The sequence below is a fragment of the Arthrobacter antibioticus genome, from assembly GCF_030063205.1.
GTDB lineage: Bacteria > Actinomycetota > Actinomycetes > Actinomycetales > Micrococcaceae > Specibacter.
This window is the reverse complement of sequence record NZ_JASISQ010000001.1, coordinates 484,297-500,904: the sequence shown is the minus strand read 5'-3', so window position 1 is coordinate 500,904 and position 16,608 is coordinate 484,297. Positions and strand designations below refer to the sequence as shown.

Genomic DNA, 16,608 nt, shown 5'->3' with positions numbered 1-16,608 from the left:
TGGTTGATTGCACGCGCGCTGTACCCTTTGGTAGTTCGTGGTGGAAGGTGGACCTTACTTCTCAACCCTAGCGCGCAGACCAGTTTGAGCTAGTCCTGCGTTGCGGTTAGCAGACCGGGATCATGGTTGACAGGAAAGTTTACGCTGCGGGCAATGAAGCACTTTGATGCGGCTTCGGCGTGCAGCGAGAGGGCTAGTTGTTCAGTTGCCGGATCGGCAACATAGATCCGGGGGTGCAGCGTCACTGATTCGAAGTGGCCGTTGCCGTCGGGGGTCATGACAAGCGTGCCTGTGGCCCGGTCTTCGTACTTGGTCACAACTACGCCATGGAGGACGGCCACATGAAGGTAAGAGAGCATATGACACTGTGCTAAGGCTGTGACAAGGAGTTGTTCCGGATTCCATCTATCACTATCGCCATGAAACGTCTTATCGGCTGAGCCCAGCAGGACTGGCAGCCCAATGGCCGTGATTGTGTGATCACGGCCATACTTCTTATAGCCGGAGGTACCGGAACCCAAATTTCCGGTCCAATTGACGTTGATCTCGTAGTGGTGCTGGTTCAAGGCCATGGCTGCAGTCTAAAGCAGAACACGTCAGTTCGACTCCTGCGCACGGTACGGGTTGGCCGTGCCGCCACAGCCATCGCTGCGGCACTAGCCCTCCGCACGGTGCGCAGGAGTCGAACCAGGTGTTACTTGTCCGCCGCCTGGGCCCGTAGTGCCCGTACTACTGTGTCCCGGCTTTCCACCAACAGGCGGTGCAGCGCAGGCGTGCCTGTGCCCAGCTGCGCCAAGAACGCGTCGGTGGCATCCAGGGTGTGCTGGGAAACCAGCTGCGAGGGGTACAGGCCGGTGATGATGGTTGAAGAAGTCTCATATGAGGACTCTTCCCACACGCGCTGAATCGCGGCAAAGTACTTCTCCACATACGGCTCAAGCAATGCCGTGTCCCATACTTTGCTGAAACCAGTAATGGCTGCGCGTTGCACAGCATTGGCGCCCACACCGTCAACAACAACAGCCTCCCAGGTCGCAGCCTTCGCCTGGGCCGTGGGGATGGCCGCGTGTGCGGTGGCTGCCGCCAACTGACCGGTCTGAGTGTTATCCAGTGCCTGGGCAGCCTCGATAGCATCGGCATCGGCGCGGCCACCGGCCACCAGTGAAATGAGGAATTCCCAACGAATATCGGTGTCGATGGTCAGGTCCTCTAGCGTGGCACTCCCATCAAGCAAACCCTGGACAAGGTCCAACTGCTCAGCGGACTGGGCATGGGAGGCAAACGCTTTCACGAACTGCAGCTGCGCATCCGAGCCAGCCTGAGCGCACTGAGCCAGGCCCCACAAGGAATCCGCAGCAGCAACAGCTGCCCGCTTTTGGTGCTCGGGGGCAACATAGAATGCCAATGCCGTAGCCAACTGGCGCAGCAGCACCATCACCACTGAGGAGTCAGTCTCGTATCCAATGGTGTCCAGCACAAACTGGACGTATTCACGCGCTGGTGTTTCGCCATCCCGTGCAGCATCCCATGCAGATGCCGAAACCAGGGTGCGGGGCAGTGACTCTTTGAAGTCCTTCAAATGCGTCTTAGCAGTGGCAAGTGAGGCTGGGTCGAGACGGATCTTGGCGTAAGCCAGATCGTCATCATTGAGCAGTATCAATGCCGGACGCTGCATACCCACCAGTTCCGGCACGTGTGTAACGGCTCCGTCAACATCTAGTTCCACGCGGTGCGTGCGTACCAGTTTGCCAGCGTCTTCGCCCTCCTGCGCCAGATTATAGAAGCCAACCGCCATGCGGTGCGGGCGCAACGTGGGATGCTCGGCCACAGCGGACTGCACAATGGAGAAGCTGGTGATCGTGCCGTCATCCGCCACATCAAGGGCGGCCTTGAGCGTGTTGACACCCGCTGTTTCAAGCCACTTTTGCGTCCACACTGATAGATCGCGACCGCTGGCAGCCTCAAGCTCCACCATGAGATCGGGCAGCTCCGTGTTGGACCAGGCGTGCTTGGCAAAGTAGGCGCGCACCCCTGCCATGAATTCCTCTTGGCCTACCCAGGCAACCAACTGGCGCAGTACCGAGGCACCCTTGGCGTAGGTGATGCCGTCAAAGTTGACCAGTACGTCTTCAAGGTCGTTGATCTCGGCCTTGATGGGGTGTGTGGACGGGAGCTGGTCCTGACGGTACGCCCAGCTCTTTTCCAGGGAGGAGAAGGTGGTCCAGGAGTCCACGTACTTTGTGTTCTCGGCGGCGGCCAATGTGGACATGAACTCGGCGAATGATTCATTGAGCCAGAGATCGTTCCACCAGCGCATTGTCACAAGATCGCCGAACCACATGTGGGCCAGCTCGTGCAGGATGGTGATGGCGCGGCGTTCAACCATGGCGTCGGTGACCTTGGACCGGAACACGTAGCTTTCCAAGAACGTTACGGCCCCGGCATTCTCCATAGCGCCGGCGTTGAACTCTGGCACGAACAGCTGGTCATACTTTGGGAACGGGTAAGGGACACCGAACTGCTTTTCAAAGTACTCAAAGCCTTGCCGGGTCAGCTCAAAAACGTTCTCGGCGTCAAGATATTCCATGAGAGATTTACGGGCAAACACGCCCAGCGGCACCACGCGGCCATCGGAGCTTGTCAGCTCGCTGCGAACAGATTCATAAGGGCCGGCAATGAGTGCAGTGATGTAGCTGGACATCGTCAACGTGGGCTCGAAGTGCCAGCTGGCTTTGCCTTCGCCAGCACTCTCCGGGGCCGGGGTGGGGGAGTTGGAGATGACGTCCCAGTGCGCGGGGGCCGTGACGTGGAAGGTGAAAGTAGCCTTCTGATCTGGCTGCTCGAACACGGCAAACATGCGCCGGCTATCTGGCACCTCGAACTGGCTGTACAGGTACACCTCACCGTCCACGGGGTCAACGAAGCGGTGCAGGCCCTCGCCGGTATTCATGAAGCGGGCGTCAGCGACCACTGTCAGTTCATTCTCGGCGGCCAGATTCGGCAGTTGGATGCGTACGCCGTCGGACACCTCAGCAAGGTCTTGGTCCACACCGTTCAATGTCACCCGGTGCACGGCGGCGGTTACCGCATCAATGAACGACGACGAACCCTCCTTCGCGCTAAATCTCACCACGGTTGTGGAGGGGAAAGTAGTATCTGAAGCGGTTAAATCAAGTGTGACGTCGTAGCTTTTGACGCTTAGGGTCGCCGTGCGTTCAATGGCTTCGGCGCGGGTCAGGTTCATACCAGGCAAAGTGATGCCTTCCGTTTGAGTTCGGATGTATTGGGCGGCCCACAGGATTACCGTGGGCTGCAGCCGCCGGAACGTTGTCCGGCAACCGTTATCTCAATTCTGTCACCAATTGAGCCCGGATGTGGTTCGGGTCTCCTCTGGCCCACTTGAACTTGTCCACAGGACGGCCCGCAGGAACTGTTTCGCGATGGAGTTGTGGGTACTTCCGCAGCGGGGCACTCTTGAGTTGATGGCAAGAATTTTGCGGCTCATGCAGGATCGTGAAAGACGGGTTTTCGTGGGGCAACAAGGACGCAGTGCTGAGGATGAGCGGGTTTACAACCGGCGGTGGCTTATTACTGTCATTGGCGGGCCCTTGCTTGCTGGTGTTTTGGTGGTTGTTTGGATGTTCATGGTGGCGCAACGGTTGCCAACTGAGCTGGCTACACACTGGAATGGCAAAAATGAAGTGGACGGGCATTCCTCGTTATGGTCAATGGCTGCCATGACAGTAGCCCTGGCCGCAGGCACCGGCTCTGGAATTTCATTCTTGGCGATCGCCACCCGCAGCCAGAACCTTCTCATAGCGCGCATCGGAGTCGGTTTTGGCGTGGGCTTTGGCACAGGCATGGTGGCGCTGATGGCCGCTATCGTGGCGGGACAACTTGACCTTGTAGACCCATCCGCCCCCGCATTGTCGGCACCTGTTATGGCAGGGGGATTGGGGCTGGCTTTTGTAGCCGGAGCCGCTGCGATCTGGCTGTACCGGCCCGGTGAAACCGAGCGGGCCCTGACCGGCACGCTCTGGCTATGAACGAGGCTGTCGTAGCAATGACAGGCCCACTGGCTGTGGCTGGCCAAGACAGCGCCGTACGGGGTGAGACCATGGCCGTAAAAGTATCAATGGCCCGTTGGGGGCCCATCATAAGTCTTGGTATAGGGGCTGCCACCGGTGTTGGCCTGTTCTTCATTTTTCCGTTGTTGGCTTTGTTGGGTGCGGTGCTGGGCGGTGTTATCTGGATATTCACTCGTGGTACGGCGATGATTGGGCCCGACGGCGTGAAGGTGCTGGCCGCCGGTTTTTACAAAGTCATGCCGTTGCCGTGGGATGAAATCAAGCGGGCAACGGTGGAGGACATCAAAGCGTTGGACTATGGCGGGTGGGGTTACCGGATCAATGGCGGCTCTGTTGGTTTCATTATGGCCAGCGGACCGGCACTGGTGATAGAGGCGGGTTTCCATCAGAAGTTCGTCATCTCTATGCCTGACGTGAAAACAGCCGGTAAAGCCGCAGCCCTTATCAATGGTTACGTTCACGCAACAACAGTGAAAAGCTAGTCCCATGGTATCCGAGGGCAATCACGATTCAACAGGCAGTCATGATTCATCCGGCAGTTACGATTCCACAGGCAGTCATGATTCAACGAGGGAGCGGCACATCGATGCAAGGGCCCTGCGCTTTGCCTTGATTTTCCCGGTCCTACTCGCGGCCGCACTGGTCCTTGGTGGTGTGTTCACCAGCTCCCAGCTTCCCGATGGCGTGCTGCTTCCGGTGGGTGGGTGGGCTGTGCCACTGCCTACATTCTTGGGCATTGGAGTGGCAAGCATTCTGATTCTTGGGGCGGGTGTAGGCAGCTTTGGCGCTCGCACCACCTTCTCACGGACGCTTCGGCGGATACTGCTCGGTGTAGCCATGACGTTACAACTAACAGCATGCGCACTCTTCGCCGCCACTCTTTTGGGCCAGGCCGGTGCCGGGGAGCTACCCGCCGTTCAAGTGGATGGCTACGTCATGTTGATGGGCAGCGGGCTGGCTATGGCCATGGGCGTAGTTCTAGCCCTCACTTTCAAACCGGACGAGCAGTGGAGCTCAACGGATGATCTAGCGCTGGCCCGAGTCCTGTTGGCCGAGGAAGATCCCGCTGCCGGCAAAGACCAACTGGCCTACTTCCTGCACCCGAAGAGTTCAGTGATCATGATGATTTTGCTGGCGGCCATCCTGCCTGGGGCCCTGTTGGCTTTGCTCTCGCCGTGGGTTCTCTTGGCGGCAGGGCTTCTGGCGCTGCTGGCGATATCCATGCTGTGTGCAACCGTCGAGGTTGATCGCAGTCAGCTGATCGTGAAGCTGCTGGGAGTGATACCTGTGGTGGTTGCCCCCTGTGAAGAGGTGGATGCCGCAGTGTCACTGAACATTGTGGCGAAAAACTACGGTGGTTGGGGTCTACGCAAGCACAGCGGATCCGCTACGTTTTTGACACACTCGGGAGCCGCCGTCGTACTGAGGGAAAGTAGCGGAGCGAAAGTGGTAGTCAGTGCGCCTAATTTGGATATTGCTGATGAGCTCTCACAGATTCTGAACCGTCGAGCCGGGAAATCGCCGCAACAACGCTAGTGCCTCCGACCGGGCCCACATACGTCGCAGGCTTGGGTAGGCTGATGAGTACTACTCACTTCCAGATCAAGGAACACTCATGCGCGTTCACATTGCAACCGACCATGCCGGCATGGAGCTCAGTGCCCACCTCATTACAGTTCTGATCGCCAAGGGCTACGACTTAGTTGACCATGGGCCCAAGGCGTACGACGCCGAAGATGACTATCCTTCTTTCTGCATCAACGCGGCGTTGGCCGTTGTCGCAGACCAAAGCGAGGGAGTCGATGCGCTGGGAATCGTACTGGGCGGGTCTGGCAATGGCGAGCAGATCGCGGCCAACAAGGTCAAGGGTGTGCGCGCTGCGCTGGCATGGAACCTCTCCACTGCGAAGCTGGCCCGCGAGCATAACGACGCCAACGTGGTTGCTGTGGGTGGGCGCCAGCACAGTGTTGAAGAGGCCACAGAGATCATTGAAGCCTTTCTAGCCGAGCCATTCAGCAACGCTGAGCGTCACGTTCGCCGCATCTCAAAGATCGCCACCTATGAGACCAACGGCGAAGTTGTTCACTAACAACGCAGCGGATGACCGAGTAACGCCGGGGCTCGTGAGCGCGTAAGGGCTGGTTTCAGTGCAAGAGATGGGAAATAAAAGCAATGCCTGAAGGGCACTCGGTACACCGTTTGGCTCGGCAGTTTAACGATGTTTTTGCCGGGGCCGCACTGGCGGTAAGCAGTCCGCAAGGGAAGTTTGCTGCCGGTGCCGCTCGGATTGATGGCCACAAATTAGAACATGCTCAAGCCCACGGCAAACAAATGTTCCTGTTCTTCTCACACGAATTGGTCATGCGCGTGCATCTGGGGCTATACGGAGCGTGGGACTTTGGCGGTGATTCCAGCTTCAGGGGTGCCTCCAGCATCGGGGCCCCCAGACGGATCGGTGAGAAAGAGCTTGACTCAGGCGCAGGGCCGGACGGTGTTGTCGGGGACATGTATTTGGGCCCACCAGAGCCCAAGGGTGCTGTGCGCGTCAGGCTTATTTCCCATCATGGGTGGGCAGATCTGCGCGGACCAACAGCCTGCGAGGTCCTCACGCCGGCAGAATCAACAGCCGTCCTGTGCAAACTTGGCCCAGATCCTTTGAATGACTTCCCCGGTGACGCCCAGGAGTTTGCCCGCAGAGTACGGCGAAGCGCCACCTCCATTGCCCTGTTGCTGATGAAACAAGAAGTGTTAGCCGGAGTGGGCAATGTGTACCGTGCCGAGGTGCTGTTCCGACTCGGCTTGGACCCTATGCTGCCGGGAAAAACCCTGGAGCAGGAAGAAGCCTTGGCAATATGGCGAGATATTTCCATTGTCATGGCAGATGGACTCTGCGACGGGCGCATCATCACCACCGAGTTGGTTGATAGGCCCACGGGATTAGGTGCTGAGGTGGGGCACGGGCAGGCCATGGCAGCAATGACATCCGCTGAGGGAGGGGCACACCCTGCTGTGCCCGCCCGTGCTGTGCCCGCACGTGCTGTGCTTGCCCCTGCTGTGCCTGCCCCTGCTGTGCCCGCCCCTGCTGTGCCCGCAGATGAGGCGCACTATGTCTACAAACGTGAAGGGTTGCCCTGCCGTCACTGCGGGAGCCCTATCGCCCTGAAGGAGCTTGGTGGTCGCAAACTCTATTGGTGCCCACGGTGCCAAGGCGGCCGCTGAACTAATGACCGTTCCGGCGGCTGAACTGGGCGCAAACCGGGCTAATGCACACCGCGTAGGGGCCCGATTTGCGGCAAACCGAAAGTCGTTGATAGTGTTACGGAGTTGTTCCGGTGAAAGCCCATAACAATGGGGGCGTAGCTTAATGGTAAAGCCTCAGTTTTCCAAACTGATGACGCGGGTTCGATTCCCGTCGCCCCCTCTGCACTGAAGAAGTTTCCCCGTCAGAAGTTGTCGGGGCTTTTTTATTCCCGGTCGCTTATGCGGTGGATAACATCACGAATGTGGTGCTGCTGAGAGGCGATTGTGCATCTGGGAACATTTGCCCGTAGACTGTTGCGGGCACTACGGGGCGTAGCGTAGTGGCTAGCGCGCCTGCTTTGGGAGCAGGAGACCGCAGGTTCGAGTCCTGTCGCCCCGACTTCAGCATTATTCGGTTCACGTTTGGTCAGTGACTGCCCATGTGCTGGGGCCATTTATCCATCAACAGACCATCAGGAGTACCACGCTGTGAAGAGCGCTGTCGAAAACCTCACACCCACTCGGGTAAAGCTCGACGTTGAGGTTTCCTTTGAGGAATTGAAGCCCAGCATTGCAGAGGCTTATACGACAATCGGTGCGCAGGTTCAGGTACCTGGCTTCCGCAAGGGCAAAGTCCCCAACAAGCTGATCGATCAGCGCGTTGGCCGCGGCTACGTCTTGGAAACAGCTATCAACTCCGGCCTGAACGGCTGGTACCAGGAAGCTGTCATCGAGAACAAGCTGACGCCCTTGAGCCGTCCTGAAGTTGAAATCACGGAGGTTCCGGACCCCACGGCAACCGACGGTGTGGTTAAGTTCCACGTTGAACTGGATATTCGCCCCGAGATTGAACTCCCTGACTACGAAGGCATTGAAGTTCAGGTTGCAACGCTTGAGGTTTCCGCCGAAGACAGTGAGAAAGCCCTTGATGAACTGCGTGGCCGCTTCGGCACGCTTAAGACCGAAGATCGTCCCAGCGTAGAAGGTGACTTCCTCACCATCAACATCGAAGCCAAGATCGACGGCGCAGAAGTTGACTCGGCTACTGATCTGTCCTACCAAATCGGTGCAGGGAACATGCTCGAGGGCCTGGACGAGGCAGCCACTGGCCTGTCCGCAGGCGAAGAAGCAATCTTCAACACCAAACTTGCCGGTGGCGAGCACGCTGGTGAAGAAGCACAGGTAACCGTGAAGGTAACCTCCGTGAAGGTCCGCGAGCTTCCCGAAGCCAACGATGACTTTGCACAGCTGGCTTCCGAGTTCGACACCATCGCTGAGCTGAAAGAGGATTTGGCCAAGCAGGCTGCCGAATCCAAGACCGTTGAGCAGGGCGTTGAGGCTCGCGACTTGGTGCTTGAGAAGCTCATTGGACTTGTTGAGGTTCCGGTTCCGGATTCAGTCGTGGCCGATCAGCTTGAGCAGCACTTCAAGCCGGAGAATGCTCACGGCCCCGAGGAGCACGACACCGAAGCGCACCGCGCCGAGGTCAAGGAAAACACCGAGAGTGCCTTCCGCAACGAGATCATCCTTGACGCCATCGCTGAGAAGGAAGAGGTTGGCGTCAGCCAGGCTGAACTGATCGATTACATCGTTTCCTCCGCCAGCCAGTACGGCATGGAACCAAATCAGTTCGCGCAGATGCTGGACTCCTCCGGCCAGGTCAACATGATCGTTGGCGAAGTTCGTCGTCGTAAGGCTCTTGCCGTTGTTCTGGGCAAGGCAATTGTGAAGGACACCGAGGGCGCTTTAGTAGACCTGAGCGACTTCGTTTCAGCCGCCACCGAGGAAGAAGACGTTCTTTCTGAAGATGAGGCAATCGAGCCCACAGCAGTGACCGATCCGGGCGAAGTTCGTATCTAATACTGCCCGCCAGGGTATTTGAGTATTGCAAAGCCGTTGCCGGTTCCTTGAAAAGGAACCGGCAACGGCTTTTTTGCTTTGATGTGGCATTGCACAAGTAGTGCTGGAACTGCCACGTGAAGCTCGTTTTATTCCCGGAGCGCCCTCATCTTCAGGTGTCGTGCGCCTACAGCGAACAGTGTCCAGATGGACCACAAACGCCCGCCAAAAAGGGCTACTGTCCAAGTAGTGAACATTAGTGATGGTCACGTTGGGCAGGCCCGACGGACCACACGAAGGAGAGGTAAACCCACCATGGCACAGCAAACCACCCCCACAATGGCCAGCGCGGATCCGTCCGCTCAGGACCAGTACATTTACAACCGTCTGCTCAAAGAGCGCATCATCTGGTTGGGCTCGGAGGTTCGCGATGACAACGCGAACCTGATCTGCTCGCAGTTGCTACTGCTTTCGGCAGAGGATCCCGAAAAGGACATCTACCTCTACATCAACTCACCCGGTGGCTCTGTCACTGCGGGCATGGCCATCTATGACACGATGGAGTTCATTCCGAACGACGTTGTTACAGTAGCCACCGGCCTCGCCGCCTCGATGGGTCAGTTCCTCCTCTCCTCAGGCACCAAGGGCAAGCGCTACGCGACGCCCAACGCACGCATTCTCATGCACCAGCCATCAGGGGGCATTGGAGGAACGGCGTCGGACATTAAGATTCAGGCAGAACTGATCCTTCACATGAAGAAGGTGATGGCTGAACTGACGGCGGAGCAGACTGGCCAGAGCGTTGAAAAGATTTTAGTTGATAATGACCGTGACAAGTGGTTCACGGCTGCCGAAGCCCTTGAATACGGCTTCTTCGATAAGATCAGCCGCCATGCAGGAACCGTTGCCGGTGGCGGCGGAACCAACGCCAAATAATAAGCCGAAGAACAGATTTCAGGAGCAATACCATGACCTATAACTTTGGCAGCACCGCTTTTGGCAAGACTGCCGGTAACCTGCCCACCAGCCGCTACGTGCTCCCGCAGTTCGAGGAGCGTACACCCTACGGTTTCAAGCGCCAGGATCCGTACACAAAGCTCTTCGAGGACAGGATCATCTTCCTCGGCGTGCAGGTTGATGATGCATCCGCCGACGACGTTATGGCGCAGCTTTTGGTGTTGGAGGCAGATGACACAGACCGTGACATCACCTTGTACATCAACTCACCCGGAGGTTCATTTACGGCCATGACGGCCATTTATGACACGATGCAGTTCATTCGTCCGGAAATCCAGACCGTGTGCTTGGGCCAGGCCGCTTCGGCAGCAGCGGTCCTGCTTGCTGCGGGGGCACCCGGTAAACGGTTGGCTCTGCCAAACGCCCGGGTACTGATCCACCAGCCGGCACTTTCCGGCGGCCAAGGCGGACAGGCCTCCGACCTTGAAATTCAGGCGAATGAAGTTATGCGTATGCGCGCGTGGTTGGAGAACACACTCTCCGATCTTTCCGGACGCACACCCGAGCAGGTCAGCAACGACATTGAGCGTGACAACATTCTAACGGCGGCCCAGGCCAAGGAATACGGTCTGATTGATGAAGTTTTGGCTCCGCGCAAGATGAAGCCGGCAGCAATCACACGCTAGAACGGTACAAGTAAATGCCGGGCAGGGGAACATAAAAACCCCTGTTCCGGCGTTTGCTTTCCGCCCAATGTCCATGCCGTGGCCTAGAGTGGAAGATAATTTGCAGGACGTTCCCGGCAACTGTCGTGAACGAAGACTTATTTTGTTCTAATCCCGCCGCCGGCGGGTTGTTCGCGGGAGGACACAGCAATGGCCAGGATGGGCGAAAGCACCGATCTGCTGAAATGTTCCTTCTGCGGCAAGAGCCAAAAGCAGGTCCGCAAGCTAATAGCCGGTCCCGGTGTTTACATCTGCGACGAGTGCATAGAGCTTTGTAACGAGATCATCGACGAAGAATTGGCAGAGGTGGCAGAACTTGACGCCTTTGAACTACCTAAACCTCGAGAGATCTTCGATTTCCTACAGGAATACGTCATAGGCCAGGAACCGGCAAAGAAGTCGCTGGCTGTGGCGGTCTACAACCATTACAAACGCATCCAGTCCGGGCATGCACTCAAGAGCACCACCCTGTCTGGGGACGTCCACGATGATGTTGAAATCTCCAAATCCAACATCTTGCTTGTTGGCCCCACTGGTTGTGGAAAAACCTACCTGGCACAGACCCTCGCTAAGCGCCTGAACGTTCCCTTCGCAGTTGCTGATGCAACCGCCCTCACAGAGGCCGGGTACGTGGGTGAGGATGTAGAGAACATTTTACTCAAACTGATTCAGGCTGCCGACTTTGATGTTAAAAAGGCCGAACAGGGCATTATTTACATTGATGAGATCGATAAAATCTCGCGCAAGTCAGAGAACCCCTCTATTACCCGTGACGTATCCGGTGAAGGTGTCCAGCAGGCGCTGCTGAAAATTCTTGAAGGAACCGTAGCCTCGGTGCCGCCGCAGGGCGGGCGTAAGCACCCGCACCAGGAATTCATTCAGATCGACACCACAAACGTGTTGTTCATTGTTGCTGGTGCTTTTGCCGGGTTGGAAGAGATCATTGGGTCTCGTGCTGGCAAAAAAGGTATCGGTTTTGGCGCCCCACTTAGTGCGCTGAAACAAAGCGATGCTAGCTATGCCGACGTCATGCCGGAAGACTTGCTGAAGTTTGGGCTGATCCCCGAATTTATTGGGCGGCTACCAGTGATCACCACCGTCACACAACTTGACCGCGCATCACTGATCCAGATATTGACAGCGCCCAAGAACGCGCTCATCAAGCAGTACCAAAAAATGTTTACGCTGGACGGCGTCGAGCTTGAATTTGATGACGAGGCTCTGGCCGCCATTGCCGAGCTGGCACTGGATCGCGGCACCGGTGCCCGCGGGCTGCGGGCAATCTTGGAAGAAGTGCTGCAACCGGTCATGTTTGACCTGCCCAGCCGCGAAGACATCGCCACTGTTGTGATCACTGCCGATGTTGTGGGCAAGAAAGCCGAGCCCACGCTGATCCCACACGAGGTGGCAGCCAAGCGCAGGAACAAGTCTGCCTAACTGCTCTTGATCGTGGCGGAATAGTTTTAGATCCAGGACCGTTACAGAAAACAACGGCTTTAGGCCTGTTGACGATGTGAATTCATGCCCTACGAAGGAGATTTGACGTGTCTGAAAGTGTTCTGCCCGCCAGTGAAACTGCCGATTTCTGGTTTGACCCCACGTGCCCGTTCGCTTGGGTGACTTCGCGTTGGATTGGGGAAGTGGAGACGGTCCGGAACATTTCCGTCAACTGGCATGTCATGAGCTTGGGCGTGCTCAACGAAAATAACGACGATTTACCTGCCGAATACAAAGAACACATGGCTAAGGCGTGGGGACCGGTTCGGGTGATCATCGCCGCAGCGCAGGAACACGGCAAGGAATTCATCAAGCCGCTCTATGACGCCATGGGTACCCACATACACAACAATGGCAACAGGGATCTAGACGATGTTATGGCCAAGTCATTGGCCGAAGTTGGGCTGCCAGGTGAACTAGCCGCGGCAGCGCGCACAGACGCCTACGACGCACCGCTGCGTGCCAGCCACGCCGAAGGCATCGCCAAGGTGGGTCAAGACGTTGGCACCCCCATCGTTGCCTTCAATGGAACAGCATTCTTTGGCCCTGTCATCACCCGCATCCCTCGTGGTGAAGAAGCGGGAAAGCTCTGGGACGCCACGCTAACGCTGGCCAGTTTCCCCTACTTCTTCGAGATCAAGCGCAGCCGCACAGAGGACCCACAGTTCAGCTGACACCACTAATGTGATGTGCCCAAGGCCAGCGTGCGGAATCCTCCGGGATCTTTCACACTGGCCTTTGCGCTGTCCCAAACACACCGGAATCAACCGTTCATCTAGTTTTCATCGAGGAGTTCCCGCAACTGCGCGTGGAGGTAACCTTCAACGGTCATGGTTGGAGCGTGAAGGTTGCCATAGTTGCTGAATCGTTCCTGCCCGAGATGAACGGGGTTACCCACTCCCTTCTAAAAGTCCTGCAACATCTAGACGCGCGTGGCGATGATGTTTTGGTCATTGCGCCATCCACACCAGAAGATGCCCCCAACATGGTTTCAGGTGCCAGCGTCAGGCGGCTGCCATCAGTTGCACTGGCAGGCTACCGCAATATCCGTGTTGCTGTTGGGGGTGTGGCCAAAGTGAAAACAATTTTGGCGCAGTTCAATCCGGACGTTGTTCACCTAGCATCCCCTTTCGTTCTAGGCTGGCGTGCTGTCAGAGCTGCCGCCGCGCTGGGAATACCTACGGTGGCCGTCTACCAAACTGATGTGCCCGGATACGTTGCAAAGTACGGGATGCCTTTTCTGGAAAACTGGGCATGGCACCGAGTGGAACAGATCCACACAACAGCAACCAAAACGCTTGTTCCCTCTACCGACTCGTATCAAGCACTGAGCGGTCATGGCATTCCACGCGTGCAAATGTGGCGCCGTGGGGTGGATCTGGAACGCTTCCACCCAAAAAAGCGTTGTGATGAGTTCCGCGCCACTGTGGCGCCGCAGGGACAAAAAATCATTGGCTACGTTGGTCGCCTTGCCCTGGAAAAACAAGTAGCAGACCTATCCGTTCTCGCTGGCTTAAACAACACCAAAATTGTCATTGTGGGCGAGGGACCACAACGCGAAACTCTCCAAGCGGCCCTTCCCGATGCATACTTCACCGGCTTCCTTGACGGTGAAGACTTGGCAACTGCCATGGCGTCCCTGGACTTATTCGTGCACCCGGGGGAGTTGGAAACCTTTTGCCAAACGATTCAAGAAGCCATGGCATCGGCAGTCCCGGTTATTGCTACCGGCCGGGGCGGGCCCTTGGACTTGGTGGATTCCTCCCGCACTGGCTGGCTCTATGAGCCGGGTGAACTCAGCCAGTTACGCGCCTATGCAGCAGATTTGATCGGTGACGATGCTAAACGCAGTGCTTTTGGCCAGGCAGCTTTGCAACAAGTACAGGGCCGCTCCTGGGGTGTCCTGTGTGAGGAGCTGATGGACCTCTACGAGCAAGCCATTGCAGAGTACCCGCAGCTAAGTGCAGTCTTGAAAGGAATCAGATGAAAATTTCAGTGATTGGTGCCGGGTATCTAGGAACAGTTCATGCGGCGACGTTGGCCCACTTGGGGCATGACGTGGTGGGACTAGATACAGATGCTCTAAGAATTGCACACCTTGAAAGTGGCAACGCCCCTTTCTATGAGCCGGGACTGGCCGAGTTACTGGAGCAAGGCCGCCACAATGGGCGCCTTCGTTTCACCACCGATCCTGGCGAGCTGGCGCAGGCACAGGTCCATTTCCTCTGTGTCGGCACCCCTCAGTCCAAGACTGGTAACGATTCTGACCTATCGTTTCTGTTCAGCGCCATTGAGACCCTCGTGCCTTTTGTACGAGCAGATGCCGTCGTGGTGGGCAAATCGACCGTTCCAGTTGGGACGGCCGCTCAAGTCCAGGAAATGATTGCAGGGACGGGGGCCGCTCTGATCTGGAACCCGGAGTTCCTTCGTCAAGGCACTGCCGTACAGGATTCCTTGGTCCCGGATCGGTTGGTCTACGGTCTGCTGGACGGCACATTACAAAGCAGCGCGCGCGCCATGCTCGACGCCGTCTACGCACCCCTGTTGGCACGTGGCACACCGCAGGTGCTCACCAACTTTGCTACAGCGGAACTGATCAAAGTATCAGCGAACGCATTTTTGGCATTGAAACTCTCTTACATCAACGCTGTTGGTGAGTTTTGCGAGCAGGTGGGTGCCGACGTCGTCGCATTGCAACAGGCGCTGGGGCACGATGAACGGATTGGTGGAAAATATTTCCATGCGGGGGTGGGCTTTGGTGGCGGATGCCTGCCCAAAGATCTGCGCTCGTTTCGAGTTCAGGCGCAGCGGCACGGAATTGAGTCGCTGGATGAGATGCTCTCTCTGGTTGACGGCATCAATGCCGATGCCAGATTCAGGGTGGCTGAGACAGCGGTGGGGCTGTGCGGCGGTTCAGTCCGCGGACTTCGGATCACCATTTTAGGGGCATCGTTTAAACCCAACACTGATGACATTCGCGATTCTCCCGCATTGGATGTGGCAGTTCAGCTTGCTGCACAAGGGGCACGGGTGAGCGTCACTGATCCGCAAGCCGTGGACAGCGCCTGGTTGCAGTACCCGCAGCTTAGCTTTGAAAGCGATGTATTTGCCGCCCTGCGTGGAGCCGAGCTAGTGCTTTTGCTGACCCAGTGGCCGGAATTCGTTTCTTTGGATCCGCGCAAGGCAGCCGCTGCGGTGCAACGGCCGGTGATCGTGGATGGCCGAAATGCTCTTGATGCGCGGTCATGGCAGGAGGCTGGGTGGGATTATCATGGAGTTGGCCGCGGCAGTGACCAGGTGGTTGGCCCGGCAGTAGAAAAGTGGGCACCAGCTAGCGGGGCGAACATTGCCTCCAACCAGTTTGCTCTCTAACGCCCCGTGTTCGCTGGTGAACCTGGGCGCTATGTGGCACTGGGCGATTCCTTTACTGAGGGCGTTGGCGACGTCAACAAGCACCTGCCCAATGGAGTCCGCGGCTGGGCGGACAGAGTTGCGGAAGGGCTGGCCAAGGAAGCACCCGGATGGGAGTACGCTAATCTGGCGGTGCGCAGCAAGCGCCTACGGGACATTGTTGCAGAACAACTTGAGCCCGCCCTAGCCATGGAGCCAACGCTGATTACGCTGTATGCCGGCGGGAATGATGTTATGGACTTCGGAACAAAACTCCCGGAAATCCTGGCGCACTATGAATTCATGGTTTCCCGGCTTTCTCAGACCGGCGCCACCTTGCTGCTCTTCACCGGTTACGACGTGGAGGTTTCCCCGCTGCTATCTCCTCTGCGGCGCAAGAACCATGCCTACAATGACGGTGTGCGGAATCTGGCGAAAAAATACGATGCCATTTTAGTCGATTACGCCGGCTTTGCAGCGTACGCAAGTCCGCGCATGTGGGGGCCGGACCGGCTGCATATGTCAAAGGCAGGGCATAAGTATTTAGCTGCCGCGCTCTTAGATTTGCTGGATGTCCAGCACGGGATTACTCATAAACACAAGGAAATTACTCCCATGCCCGGTCTGGTGCACTGGACGCGAGAACAATATCTCTGGGTTAGAGACTGGGTGCTTCCGTTGGCTGTGCGCAAAGTGCGTGGCACCACCTTGGGTGATTCACTGACACCGCGTTGGCCGGAGCCCGTCCGGGTACCGCCCAAAAAAGGACTGAAGAAACGTGCCCGGGAGTTAACGAATCCGCCTGGTTGAGAAGCGGAGTTGAGGACACCCCTTCGTTCCTCCGGGGGTGTCCTCAACCACACAGTTGTGCG

General features: G+C 57.2%; 15 protein-coding genes and 2 tRNA genes. 15 read left to right on the top strand and 2 right to left on the bottom strand.

Features of this window, described 5'->3' with window-relative positions; genetic code table 11:
* Positions 1–89: 89 nt before the first annotated feature.
* Together QMG40_RS02310 and pepN are read right to left on the bottom strand one after the other, a co-directional pair.
* Positions 90–572: an OsmC family protein gene (locus QMG40_RS02310; protein WP_283527489.1), complete on the bottom strand. Its 483-nt coding sequence runs from the start codon at positions 570–572 to the stop codon at positions 90–92.
* Positions 573–694: 122 nt separating this feature from the next.
* Positions 695–3,244: an aminopeptidase N gene (gene pepN / locus QMG40_RS02305; protein WP_283527488.1), complete on the bottom strand. Its 2,550-nt coding sequence runs from the start codon at positions 3,242–3,244 to the stop codon at positions 695–697.
* Between the two features lie 238 nt (positions 3,245–3,482).
* Between pepN and QMG40_RS02300 the strand changes: the two genes are divergently transcribed.
* From QMG40_RS02300 to QMG40_RS02230, 15 genes are all read left to right on the top strand, one after another.
* Complete coding sequence (locus QMG40_RS02300) at positions 3,483–4,046, top strand: DUF1648 domain-containing protein (RefSeq protein WP_283527486.1); 564 nt, start codon at positions 3,483–3,485, stop codon at positions 4,044–4,046.
* Positions 4,043–4,570 (top strand): hypothetical protein, encoded by a 528-nt coding sequence (locus QMG40_RS02295; protein ID WP_283527485.1) that lies wholly within the window; start codon positions 4,043–4,045, stop codon positions 4,568–4,570. The genes QMG40_RS02300 and QMG40_RS02295 overlap by 4 nt, the downstream gene beginning before the upstream one ends.
* Positions 4,571–4,574: 4 nt before the next feature.
* Complete coding sequence (locus QMG40_RS02290; protein ID WP_283527484.1) at positions 4,575–5,624, top strand: hypothetical protein; 1,050 nt, start codon at positions 4,575–4,577, stop codon at positions 5,622–5,624.
* Between the two features lie 79 nt (positions 5,625–5,703).
* Positions 5,704–6,177, top strand: coding sequence for a ribose-5-phosphate isomerase (locus QMG40_RS02285; RefSeq protein WP_283527483.1), 474 nt, complete (start codon positions 5,704–5,706; stop codon positions 6,175–6,177).
* A gap of 83 nt (positions 6,178–6,260) precedes the next feature.
* Entirely contained in the window at positions 6,261–7,307 is a 1,047-nt protein-coding gene (locus tag QMG40_RS02280) for an Fpg/Nei family DNA glycosylase (protein ID WP_283527482.1), read from the top strand.
* Positions 7,308–7,438: 131 nt separating this feature from the next.
* Positions 7,439–7,509, top strand: a tRNA-Gly gene (locus QMG40_RS02275).
* 146 nt (positions 7,510–7,655) lie between these two features.
* A tRNA-Pro gene (locus QMG40_RS02270) sits at positions 7,656–7,728 on the top strand.
* 89 nt (positions 7,729–7,817) lie between these two features.
* Positions 7,818–9,188, top strand: coding sequence for a trigger factor (gene tig, locus QMG40_RS02265; protein ID WP_283527480.1), 1,371 nt, complete (start codon positions 7,818–7,820; stop codon positions 9,186–9,188).
* A gap of 294 nt (positions 9,189–9,482) precedes the next feature.
* A complete protein-coding gene (locus tag QMG40_RS02260; RefSeq protein WP_283527478.1) occupies positions 9,483–10,103 on the top strand; it encodes an ATP-dependent Clp protease proteolytic subunit in 621 nt (206 codons plus the stop codon).
* A gap of 32 nt (positions 10,104–10,135) precedes the next feature.
* Positions 10,136–10,810: an ATP-dependent Clp protease proteolytic subunit gene (locus QMG40_RS02255; RefSeq protein ID WP_283527476.1), complete on the top strand. Its 675-nt coding sequence runs from the start codon at positions 10,136–10,138 to the stop codon at positions 10,808–10,810.
* Positions 10,811–10,999: 189 nt separating this feature from the next.
* Entirely contained in the window at positions 11,000–12,286 is a 1,287-nt protein-coding gene (gene clpX, locus QMG40_RS02250; protein ID WP_283527474.1) for an ATP-dependent Clp protease ATP-binding subunit ClpX, read from the top strand.
* A gap of 107 nt (positions 12,287–12,393) precedes the next feature.
* Positions 12,394–13,020, top strand: coding sequence for a mycothiol-dependent nitroreductase Rv2466c family protein (locus tag QMG40_RS02245; RefSeq protein ID WP_283527473.1), 627 nt, complete (start codon positions 12,394–12,396; stop codon positions 13,018–13,020).
* Between the two features lie 167 nt (positions 13,021–13,187).
* Entirely contained in the window at positions 13,188–14,333 is a 1,146-nt protein-coding gene (locus tag QMG40_RS02240; protein ID WP_283527472.1) for a glycosyltransferase family 4 protein, read from the top strand.
* Positions 14,330–15,718, top strand: a complete 1,389-nt coding sequence (locus QMG40_RS02235; RefSeq protein ID WP_283527470.1) for a UDP-glucose dehydrogenase family protein — start codon at positions 14,330–14,332, stop codon at positions 15,716–15,718. Before QMG40_RS02240 ends, QMG40_RS02235 begins: the two co-directional genes overlap by 4 nt.
* A 39-nt stretch (positions 15,719–15,757) precedes the next feature.
* A complete protein-coding gene (locus tag QMG40_RS02230) occupies positions 15,758–16,546 on the top strand; it encodes an SGNH/GDSL hydrolase family protein (RefSeq protein ID WP_283528585.1) in 789 nt (262 codons plus the stop codon).
* The last annotated feature ends 62 nt before the right edge of the window (positions 16,547–16,608 follow it).